The following is a 275-nucleotide window of genomic DNA, read 5'->3' on the forward strand; positions in this document are numbered from 1 at the left end:
TGATGATGAATCATTCCAATGAGCTGAGCATGATCGTCCGGTCGACCGTCTAAGCTTAAGGACGAAGCCACATATCCTGGAAAGCCACGCTTTCGAACCGCGACGATGGCGATGGCCCTGTATAGGTTTTCCACATCTTGCTGGCAAATCTCGAGCCCTGCAGCCCCGATCGAAGCAGATGTAAAGAAATACTGTAAGGCTTCTACCCCACGCAGAATATCAGTGTTCCAACGACCATGATCTAGAAGTGATGGCTCCCGAGCATCCCGTGCGAC

1 protein-coding gene is annotated in these 275 nt (G+C 51.6%); it reads right to left on the bottom strand.

What is annotated here, in order from left to right; all coding sequences use genetic code 11:
• Positions 1-275 (bottom strand): hypothetical protein (locus AC0L20_RS40995; RefSeq protein ID WP_473295825.1); only part of this gene is annotated, 275 nt, incomplete at both ends.

The organism is Bradyrhizobium sp. Kon58 (assembly GCF_055807455.1).